The following is an 8813-nucleotide window of genomic DNA, read 5'->3' as shown; positions in this document are numbered from 1 at the left end:
CCTTCCACCTTTTCATACCGGATCGCCCCTGAATCCAACTGCAACGCAAAACAGGTTACGGGGCGCTTGCCCGTTGGCTGGATCTGGTAGGGCTTGGCGAGGGTCGGACCCAACGCGAGCCCGAGGGTTGCATTGGTCCGAGACTTGTATTGCTCGAAGACCTCTTTGGGCATGCCTCCAGCGAGCGCTGCCTCGGCCCGCTCCATGTCCCCGGAGTGCGCGCCGACGATGCGGCCATATTCAGTGAGGTACTGCTCAGCCAGCCCCTCGGTTGTCCAGCGCGCCGGGGGCTGGTCCTCGAGCCGCCGCCGTGCCATCAGGCTGTAAAAGGCAAGCATGCGGGGTTCCAGGGCGAGGGTTTCGCCGGCCACGGAAAGGCGACGACCCGCCAGATCGATGACCAGCTTCGGCGGCTGCTGGGCACGCTGGGCCGCGGCAATGATCTCGGCGAATCCGCCCGTGCCCTGTTGCAGACGGCCAGGTAGCCCATCGCGCAGCCGCACGAACGGGATCTCGGCGAGGGTCACGCGGCCGTCGCGGGTGTCGACGAGCCGGTTGTCACGGGTCACGACCACGCGACTGTACGGGGTTGGATAGAAGAAGTCCCAGCTCGATTCGAAGGGCTCGGCGGCGAGTACATGGGACAGGCGATCCTGCGGCCGGCCGAACAAAGACAGGGCATAGCCGATGTAATAGCCCATGGTCTTGCGCCCGCCGGCGATCGAGACATGCAGTGCGCTGTCGGGATCGCCGGTCAGCTCGCGCACCCGCGCGGTGATCAGATCGGCCATCCGCAGGTTGTCCTCGGGCGTGCGGATGTCGGGCAATGGAGCGCCGGCGGCATCGCACAGCACCTCGATCTGCTCTAGTCCGAAGGCGATCTCCGGCAGGTCGTAGTCGCGGCGCAGCCGGGCGAGCCAGCCGGGGTCGTCGGACAGCAGGCTCAGGCGCGCCCGCTCGGCACCCTCGCTGGTCGTGATCAGATGGATCTCGGTCGGGATAAAGGGCGGATCGCGCTCGATCGCCAGCGCAAAGAGGGTCTCGGTCAAGATCTGCGGGGTCAGGCCCGCGACCGCGAGCAGGATGCGGCGAGGATAGGTCTCGGGGGGCGATGGAGACGGAATGACCATGACTGATAGGTCCTTGTCAAGGGAGAATCGCCCTCGCCACGAAGGCAGTATAGCTGCCGAGGCGGACGGGATCCCGTCGCGGGCGCACGATCACCGATCACCCGGTGGGGTCTGGGAAGACCGACTCAAGAACCGCCATCAGCGCCGTCAGGTTCGGGACATCCCAATCCGGGGTCGGCAGGCCGCCAGGCCAGGCGGCACCGGGCGGAAACCGTCCGGTGCGCACCAACGCGGTCCACATCCCGATCCGTTCGGCGCCGGCGATGTCGGTGTCCGGGCGATCGCCGATCATCAAGCAGGCCCTCACGGGATAGCCGAGACGCTCGATGGCCATCTCGTAGAGCAGCGGTTCCGGCTTTCCGATGATGGTCGGGGTCACGCCGGTCGCCGCCGCGAAGGGCGCAACCAATGCTCCGCCCCCGGGGAGAGCCAGGCGGCGACCATCGCGCACCGCATCGACCGTGACATCGGGGTTCGTGGCCACGAGGCGCGCCCCGCGCTCCAGGATCAGGTTGATCCCGATCGTCAGTTGCTCATAGTCGAGGCCCGGGCCTTCGCCGACGACGACGAAATCGGCCGCAGCGGGATCTTCGTGGCCGGTTTCACGGAGTTCGGCATGCAATCCCGGGGCACCGACCGCGAAGAACCGGAAGCCGGGCCGCGAGCGTGCCAACCAGCGTGCCGTCGCTTGCGCCGAGGTCAGTATCCTGGAGGGATCCGGCCGCCGCAGGCCCATGCGCGCCAAGCGATCGGCGATGTCTGGCGGGCGGCGGATCGGGTTGTTGGTGACGAAGACATGGGGCCGGTTGGCCACCCACTCGAGGAAAGCGCCCGCGTCCGGCAGCGGTTGGTCACCGTGATACAGGACCCCGTCCATGTCGATCAGGATCGCGCGAGGTGTCGGCCGGGCATTCGTCATGGGGTTTCGTTGACGGGTGCGTCGCACGGGCGCAAGACCCGAGGACAAAGTCGAAGCCACATCGCCCTAGTCCAGCGTGATCCGGATCGTCACACCACCACGCCCGCCGAGCGTCCGTGTGCCCCTCTGGGATTCGGTCCCCGGATCAGGCTGCACGGCCCGCAACGCCGCCGCCAGCCCCTGATTGCGCAACCGCGAGGCATCCCAACGCTCGAGCAACAGATCGCGAAACAGGGTCTGGCTGTCGACCGGGAACTGCGCCTGTTGCAACGCGGCGACGATGCGACTGGTCCGGACGCCTTGATTGGCGATCCACACCGCCCGGCTGGGGTCGCGCAGAAACTCCTCGCGGGGAATCACGAGACCCTGTTCGTCGATCAACTCGTCGGCGGCGTTCGTCCGGGGCACGGAGCGGTGATGGACGCCGATGACCTCCCAGCGGTTGTTGAACACAGGGGCGCCGGAGCTGCCTTGTTCCGTGTCGCTCGAGTACCAGAAGAATGGCGACAAGTCGCTGCCGTTTTCCAGATGCAGCAGGTTCGAGTTGTGCACGACAATCGACTTGGACCGACCGCCGGGGTGCTGGATGATGTTGACCGCATCGCCAATCCGGATCTTGCCCTGCTGGCTGATCAGCGGGTGCCAACCGAGATCCTCGACGTCGGTGCCGCCTTCCGCCGTTCCATTCAATGCGACGAGGCTGACATCGAGTTCGGGCGCCGTGAACCAGAAGCGCCTCGGATCCAATTCGCAGCGCCGGGTCTCGACCAACACACCGCCCTCGTCGTAAAGCTCGAACTCGACCTCGGTCGCCTCGGCGCGGGCCGGGTCGGGCAACACATGATGGTTCGTGATCAGGGTGTCGGGCGCCACGAGAAAACCGCTGCCGTGCTCGGCTCCACCGAGCACGACGAGTCGCGCGACCGAGCGCGCGGCCAGCATGCCGCGTGCGAGGAACCCGATCCGCAAGATATCGTCGCGACCGATGATTCGTTCTTGCAGTGCCGCAAGATCCCTCGTGGCCCCGGCCGAGACCGCGATCTGGTCGCGGTAGCGCATCAGCCTTTCCCGCGCGGCAAAAAGCTCCAGCCGATCCTCGGTCTCGGTCGGCGCCACCCGCCCGCGACTGATCGCGCCACGCGCCTTGAGGAGCTTGGTGCGAACGCGGGAGAGCCGCGCTAGCACCTCGGGCGGGACATTCGCGTCGGTCAAGGTCGCTGGGCGGGGACTAGGCGCCATCTCATGCCTCCGCATCGGGTTTCGTCGACGACGCCGAGCCGTGCCCACCGGCGCCACCTGGGAATCTTCGAGAAAGCGGGAAAGGCGTCGGCGACGCAAACACCGATGCCAAGCCGCCACCTCCGGAGCGTCGGCAGCGGAAAATTCCACGCTAACACGGCCCAGTTTTTTGGTCTAGTATTCCTCGTGTCACCGATCGAAGTACCACGACAAGGCTCCGGCAACCGGGACCGAGGAGGACGACGAGATGGCCAAGATCAGCTATGCCCAGTATCTCGAACTGCTGATGGATCCCGATACCCCCGACGAGGTGATCGCCGCCTTTTCGACCTTCGCACCCGGGATCGGCGCCTTCGATCCGACACTGCTGCCGGATCCCGACCGGGTGGCGATGACCCGCGATCAGATCGAGGCCGAGAGCGGGATGAAGATCGGCAACGGGCTCGCGCGCTGGCGGCGGAATCAGGCATTCCGACGCGCTCTGCGTTCGGGGGATACGCGCCAGGTCCTGGTCGCCGAGGGCGACAGCTGGTTTCAGTTTCCGATCTTCCTCCGCGAGGTCATCGGACACCTGAGCGACCCCTACCTGGTCTGGTGCGCGTCGGCCGCTGGGGACACGGCGCGCAACATGGTCTACGGCCAGCCGCGCTTCGGCGAGGCCGAGTATCTGATCGAGTTGAACCGCCAAAGGGACCGCGTTCGGGCCTTCCTGTTCTCGGCGGCCGGCAACGACATCATCGGCGAAGATGCCGAGGCCGGCGACGGCACACCGGTACTACGCAAGATCCTGACCAACCCCGGAACAGGTACGACCGACCCCGCCGCCTATGTGCACGATCACGAGGTCGCGGCCCGACTCGCCTTTCTCGAGCAGGCGTACGGCAAGGTCATCGGCGACATCCGTGCCCACCCGCGTTTCGCGACACTGCCGATCCTGATCCATGGTTATGACGTGCCCTTCCCCTGGCCGTGGGGCGATAAGGACCGACGCAATCCGCGCTGGGCGAAAAAGGACCAGTGGCTCGGTAGCGCCTTTGCGCCGGCCGGCATCGAGGGGCCACTGCGCCGCGAGATCCTGAGCCATCTGATCGACCGCCTGTACGCGATGCTCGACCGGGTCGCTGCGAGCGACCCACATGTGCATGTCGTCGATTGCCGGGGCACGTTGCCGAATCCGACCGATTGGGCCGATGAGATCCACGGCACCTCGGACGGCTTCGCGGCCGTGGCGGATCGCTTCCATGCAACCTTGACCCGAGTACTGGCGAACTGATCCGAGGCCGCCCGGGACAGGACGGGCGAATGGCGAGCACGCCGGTCACGGATCGGCGGGCGTCTCTTGCGGGCGCGCCAACCGACGCATCGGCATCGGGGACCACCCTGTTGGCGAGGCAGCGCTCAACGCATTGAGCAGAATCCCAAGGGTCGTCCCGTTGTGGAGCAGCGCGCTGGCGACCGGGGACAGATAGCCGAACGCGGCGCCAGCGAGGATACCGGTGTTGATGCCGACCGCCGCATGGAAGTTGTTGCGGATCCGGCCAAGAGTACCGGCGGCGATCTCGCGCGCATCGGCGATGGCCCCGAGGCGGTCGTCGAGCAGAACGACGTCGGCTGTCGCGCGGGCAATGTCGGCGCCGCGCGGCATCGCGATCCCGACATCGGCGGCGACCAAGGCCGGCCCATCGTTGATCCCATCGCCAACGAACGCGACCTTGCGGCCCGTCTGCTGCAAAGCGGCGATCAGAGCGGCCTTCTCCTCCGGATGCACCTCGGCATGGACCGCGTCGAAGCCCAGTTCGGCGCCCAAGGCCTCGGCCTTCGCACGACGGTCGCCGGTGATCATGACCAGATGCTCGATCCCGAGATGGCGCAAGCGCTGCAGCGTGGCCCAGGCCTCGTGACGCAACGTATCGCGCAGGGCAATGAGCCCGACCGGCCCTTTTTCGTGGCCGACGAAGAGCAGCGTCTTGCCTTCGTCCTGTAGGCGCCTAATTCGGTCTTCGTAAGGGGCGAAGGCGATCCCGGCATGTTCCTCGAGGTAATGGCGGCTGCCGACCGTGATCCGCCCGATGCGGATCTGCGCCGACAGGCCGTGAGCGACCAGGTAATCGACCTCCCCGTGCGAGATGTGCTGCAAGTCGCGATCCTTGGCCGCTTCGACAACGGCGCGCGCAACCGGATGGCTGGCGTGTTCCTCGACCGACGCGACCAGGGCCAGCAGATCCTCCTCGGAGCAGACCTGATCCGTGAGCACGACGACATCGGTCACCGCGAGCTCGCTGTGCGTCAGGGTGCCGGTCTTGTCGAAGACCATGGTATCGGCAGCGGCCAGTTGTTCCATGGCCTCGCCGCCCTTGATCAGCACCCCGTGGCGAGCCGCCTGGTGCAGACCACTCTTGAAGGCCACCGGGGTACCGAGCTTGAGCGCGCACGAATAATCGACCAAGAAAACCGATTGCAGGCGGGTCGAATCGCGGGTCAGTCCATAGATCAGGGCACCGGTGCCGAGCGTCAAATACACGCGGCGGTCGGCCAGTGCATCGGCCGTGCGTTCGGTCGCCGAGCCCTTGTCCAAGGATTCCTGGATGAAACGGGCGACACGGGCCGTCGTCGTGTTCTCGCCGACCTGGACCGCCTCGATGCGCAGCCGCCCTTCGACCAATACCGAACCGGAGATCACGCGCCGCGGGGCCTCCTTGGCCACCGGCACGTCCTCACCGGTCACGGCCGCCTGGTTGACGAGAGCCGCCCCGTCGATCACCCGGCCGTCGACCGGGATCGTCTCGCCGACCCCGACGACAACGATATCGCCGGTCTCGACCGCGTCTCCGGGTATCTGGATCAACTCGCCAGCGCGCTCGACCCAGGCCGACACCGGTTCGGGCCTCAGCAGGCGCCGCAGCAGACGATCCGATTGACGCTCCGTGCGCTGCTCCAGGTACTCCCCGGCGGACAACAGGAAATCCGTGATATTGGCCGTGTAATGCTTGCCCTGGCTCGCGGCGAGCCCGACGGCCAGCGCATCGAGCACCTCGACCTTGACACCCTGCTGGACCAGGGTCTCGAAGCCCTTGATCAGGGTGCCGCCGACATTGACGAAGGTCAGCACATGCTTGGCCGCCGGCGGCAGGAACGGCAGCAACAGCAGCGTCATGCCCGTGCGTACGAGCGGTGCGATCTCGGCGGCACCGGACTTGCGCGCGACCCGTCTGGACTCGGCTGACGGCTCGAACGACGCGAGCCGCCGCAACAGGGCTACCCGATCGGCATGAGCGGGGTCGAAACGAATCACCAGACTTTGGGCGCCAGGATTGGCCTGGGCCTCGATCACGCCCGAGCGCGATTCGATCCAGTACTCCAGCGCATCCACCGGAAAGCCGCGCCGGCCGAGGGCCGGCACGCGCACACGCAAGCGCCCACGCAACTCGTGGACGACTCGATACTCGTCGATGGGCACGCCCTAGACTCCTTGCAACGCAGCCGCGACCGACCGCTGATCACGACGATCGCCGCCCGCCCTGTGGCGCGACCGGTCGTCAGATATCGGAACCGGAACCGCGACGCTCGGCCTCGTGGTGCAGCTCCGCCTCGGCGTCCTGAAAGCGCTCCTTGATCTCTTCGACGCCGCCTTGCAGCATCGACCAGATCCGCACGGCACCTTTGATCATCGAGCGCTGGACGTTCTCGTTGGTCAGCAGATAGGTGGCAGCGGCACCGATCAGTACGCCCTTGACGAAACGATCGTTGGACAGATTGAAAAAAGGCGCGCTGGTACGCGGGGCATAGGCCGAGTTAGGGAAGTAACCGGCCTGGTAACCCGGTGCTTGGTAGGCTTGTGGTCCGAAACCAGGCTGGCCCATCGCACCGGGCGCCATCCCTGGATGCTGGAACTGGGACTGATGATACGACCCCATCGGGCCTTGCCCCTGGGCCTGTCGATCAACCGGATAAGGGGGGACGTGAGGCGGATAATGCATGCTCATCGGTAAACTCCACAGAGGATTCTCAGCCGGTAGGCGCGCCCGAACGAAGCGGATCGGGCGACCTCATGGCCAACGGGGATGTCGAGGATCGTTCAGCGTTCGTGGCCGGCCGGAACGACCGGTGGAGCCTCGGGATCCTTGCGATGCTCGCCAGACGCGCGTCCAGCCGGCCGCGACCCCAGCAATCGCTTGGCCAACAGCACCAGCGCGCTGCCGACCAGAAAGCCGCCGACACCTTCGACCAAGTGTTTGGTGACCCCATGACGGTGACGTTGACCGTAGTCAGACATAATCGACCTCATCGCTATCATACGGCGATTGCCAACGCTCGAACCCGTAGAGGACTGCCGCCCCCGCGGCAAACATCACACCGAGCCGTGTCAGCCCCTGCTCGGCAACCGCATTGGCCGCCGCACCGGCGACGGCCGTGGCCACTGCACTCGCCGCCGCGGTCTTCGCGGTGTCGACCAGTACCCGATTGATATCGATCTCGGCGCGTTGCAACCGTCCGACGTTCGAGGCCGCGGCTACCGCTCCGCCGACGACGGCGCCGAGCGCGGCCAGCCGCACGAGGTTACTGCAACGATTGTCACCCGCGGGCTCGATATCGTAGGGAACCGCGCCATGAGGATAGGGATAAGAGGAGGGATAACGATAATAATCAGTCATCGGATCGGGCCTCCGCGAATCGTTCCTTCAACCCGACCGCCGTCTCCTTCGCCTTATCGACCCCGGTCTTGACCGCCCCGGTGGCCTGGGCTCCGGCCTTGAACAGGGCCGACTGCACCGACTCGTTCGTCAACAGCAAGACCGCCGCCGCACCCACCAGCGCGCCTTTCCAGAACTCCCCATCGTCGAGATTCAGCATCTTCGAGAGGCTCGAGAGGCCACTACCACCATTGGCCAGCTCATCGACCAAGCCACCCATGCCAGCCGTTTGACCGGCCTGCGGTCCAGGGCCCGTGCCACCGCCGTAGTAGTAGCCTTGTGCCGGGCCTGGTGGATAGGGGCCGTACGGATAGTGGTAGGGATACGGATAAGGCGGGTGATATGGATAGCCACCCTGGGGCGGTGCCGGCCACGGGGCCGGACCGACCCCCGGCGGCATCATCCCAGCCGGGGGCTGACCGCCGTAGCCATGGTTCGGAAACCCGCCCATCGCGGCGTCGCCGGGAGCCCGCCCGGCCCCGGCGGTTTGAGCGGCGCCCTGCGACCGGGGAGTCTGGTAATAGGAACCGGCGTCCGGCCCCGCGCCAGCGGCTTGCGGACCAGCAGCGGCGCCCATCCCGTCGCCGCCCGGCCCCGTCCCAGCAACCCCCTCCGGTCCCTGTCCTTGACCTCGATAAGACGACTCATTCATTTCCAGCACTCCCTCCCGCGTAAGGTATTTCTCCGACCGCCGCACGGCAGCGGGCCCAGGAATCGGCCCCGCCACCTCGTCTTGGGCATATCATCGCGAATCAGTTTCATTCGTGTCAAATCAGTGCTCGTTATCGGCCTCGAACCGCCAAAGGCCGCCCTGACTTGCCACTACTCGGGGGG

At 66.3% G+C, this 8813-nt stretch carries 9 protein-coding genes; 1 reads left to right on the top strand and 8 read right to left on the bottom strand.

Annotated features, from left to right (window positions below; translation table 11 throughout):
• The 3 genes from csm6 to ABC977_RS16250 all read right to left on the bottom strand — a co-directional run.
• A partial coding sequence (csm6, locus tag ABC977_RS16260; RefSeq protein ID WP_369668330.1) for a CRISPR-associated ring nuclease Csm6 occupies positions 1-1130 on the bottom strand: 1130 nt, incomplete at its 3' end.
• A 97-nt stretch (positions 1131-1227) separates the two neighbouring features.
• On the bottom strand, positions 1228-2049 hold the full coding sequence (locus ABC977_RS16255) for an HAD-IIA family hydrolase (protein WP_369668329.1): 822 nt from the start codon (positions 2047-2049) through the stop codon (positions 1228-1230).
• 66 nt (positions 2050-2115) lie between these two features.
• Positions 2116-3288: a trypsin-like serine peptidase gene (locus ABC977_RS16250; protein ID WP_369668328.1), complete on the bottom strand. Its 1173-nt coding sequence runs from the start codon at positions 3286-3288 to the stop codon at positions 2116-2118.
• Positions 3289-3535: 247 nt separating this feature from the next.
• On the opposite strand from ABC977_RS16250, the gene ABC977_RS16245 reads away from it, so the two are divergent.
• A complete protein-coding gene (locus tag ABC977_RS16245) occupies positions 3536-4561 on the top strand; it encodes a hypothetical protein (protein ID WP_369668327.1) in 1026 nt (341 codons plus the stop codon).
• A 45-nt stretch (positions 4562-4606) separates the two neighbouring features.
• Here ABC977_RS16245 and ABC977_RS16240 read toward each other — a convergent pair whose 3' ends face one another.
• The 5 genes from ABC977_RS16240 to ABC977_RS16220 form a co-directional block, all read right to left on the bottom strand.
• On the bottom strand, positions 4607-6745 hold the full coding sequence (locus ABC977_RS16240) for a heavy metal translocating P-type ATPase (protein ID WP_369668326.1): 2139 nt from the start codon (positions 6743-6745) through the stop codon (positions 4607-4609).
• Positions 6746-6824: 79 nt separating this feature from the next.
• Complete coding sequence (locus tag ABC977_RS16235; protein WP_369668325.1) at positions 6825-7271, bottom strand: hypothetical protein; 447 nt, start codon at positions 7269-7271, stop codon at positions 6825-6827.
• 92 nt (positions 7272-7363) lie between these two features.
• Positions 7364-7561, bottom strand: coding sequence for a carbon monoxide dehydrogenase (locus ABC977_RS16230; RefSeq protein ID WP_369668324.1), 198 nt, complete (start codon positions 7559-7561; stop codon positions 7364-7366).
• Complete coding sequence (locus ABC977_RS16225) at positions 7554-7940, bottom strand: magnetosome protein MamC family protein (RefSeq protein ID WP_369668323.1); 387 nt, start codon at positions 7938-7940, stop codon at positions 7554-7556. Before ABC977_RS16225 ends, ABC977_RS16230 begins: the two co-directional genes overlap by 8 nt.
• A complete protein-coding gene (locus ABC977_RS16220; protein WP_369668322.1) occupies positions 7933-8631 on the bottom strand; it encodes a hypothetical protein in 699 nt (232 codons plus the stop codon). Before ABC977_RS16220 ends, ABC977_RS16225 begins: the two co-directional genes overlap by 8 nt.
• Positions 8632-8813 lie beyond the last annotated feature (182 nt).

Origin of the sequence: Thioalkalicoccus limnaeus, assembly GCF_041197575.1 — a bacterium.
GTDB classification, from domain to species: Bacteria; Pseudomonadota; Gammaproteobacteria; order Chromatiales; family Chromatiaceae; genus Thioalkalicoccus; species Thioalkalicoccus limnaeus.
Note: the sequence above shows the minus strand (reverse complement) of the source record. Positions and strands in the feature narration are given on the sequence as shown.